Origin of the sequence: Brachyspira sp. SAP_772 (assembly GCF_009755885.1) — a bacterium.
Taxonomy (GTDB): Bacteria; Spirochaetota; Brachyspiria; order Brachyspirales; family Brachyspiraceae; genus Brachyspira.
In genome coordinates, this window is the sequence record NZ_VYIX01000086.1 from 1 (window position 1) to 854 (window position 854).

Sequence of the window (854 nt, forward strand, 5' to 3'; positions counted from 1 at the left end):
GGTATATAGTAGCTAAAGGAAATATTAATGAATTAAGAGATAAAACAAATTTATTAATTTTTTATTTGATACTTATAATATTATTATCACTTATTTTAGAAACTCTTTTAGTAACTTTGATTACTATACCTATTACTAATACTTTAAATGAAGCTATAAATCATATAGATAATATGGCTTTAGGTAATTTTGATATACAAGAAAGTGCTTCAAAAAAACATGGTAATATAGCTTATGCTTTGTCTTCTTCTATAGATGAAATGCAGAAAAAYATTAGCTCTGTAATTTATAAGTTAAAAGTTGATATAGATTCTATTAATAGTGAAATGGAGAAAATATCTTTAGGCAATGATGATTTATCGAATAAAACTATTTCTCARTCATCTTCARTTAATGAGTTAGCAAGTTCTATAGARTCATTATCTTCTTCWATTACAGAAACTTATKYTAATACWAATAARGCTAAAGAAATAAGTGAGAAAGCATTAGAGTATACTAGCAGGGGAGTTGATATTGTATCAAGAACATTATCAAATATGACTGAAATATCTGAAGCAAGTAAAAATATATCAGAAATTATTAAAATGATACAGTCTATAGCTTTTCAAACTAATATATTAGCTCTTAATGCGGCTGTTGAGGCGGCTCGTGCTGGTGAACAAGGTAAAGGATTTGCTGTTGTAGCAAGTGAAGTTAGAAATCTAGCACAAACTTCTGCTAAAGCTGCTGATGATATTACAGATATAGTTGAAAGCACAATTCAAAAAATAGATTCAGGTTATGAAACAGTATCAGAATCATCTTCTATATTAGAAGAAATTAATAATTTTGTTACAGAAGTATCAAATTCATTA

At 26.5% G+C, this 854-nt stretch carries 1 protein-coding gene; it reads left to right on the plus strand.

Annotation, left to right across the window (positions count from 1 at the left end):
* Positions 1–854 (plus strand): methyl-accepting chemotaxis protein (locus GQX97_RS12740; RefSeq protein ID WP_232473384.1); only part of this gene is annotated, 854 nt, incomplete at both ends.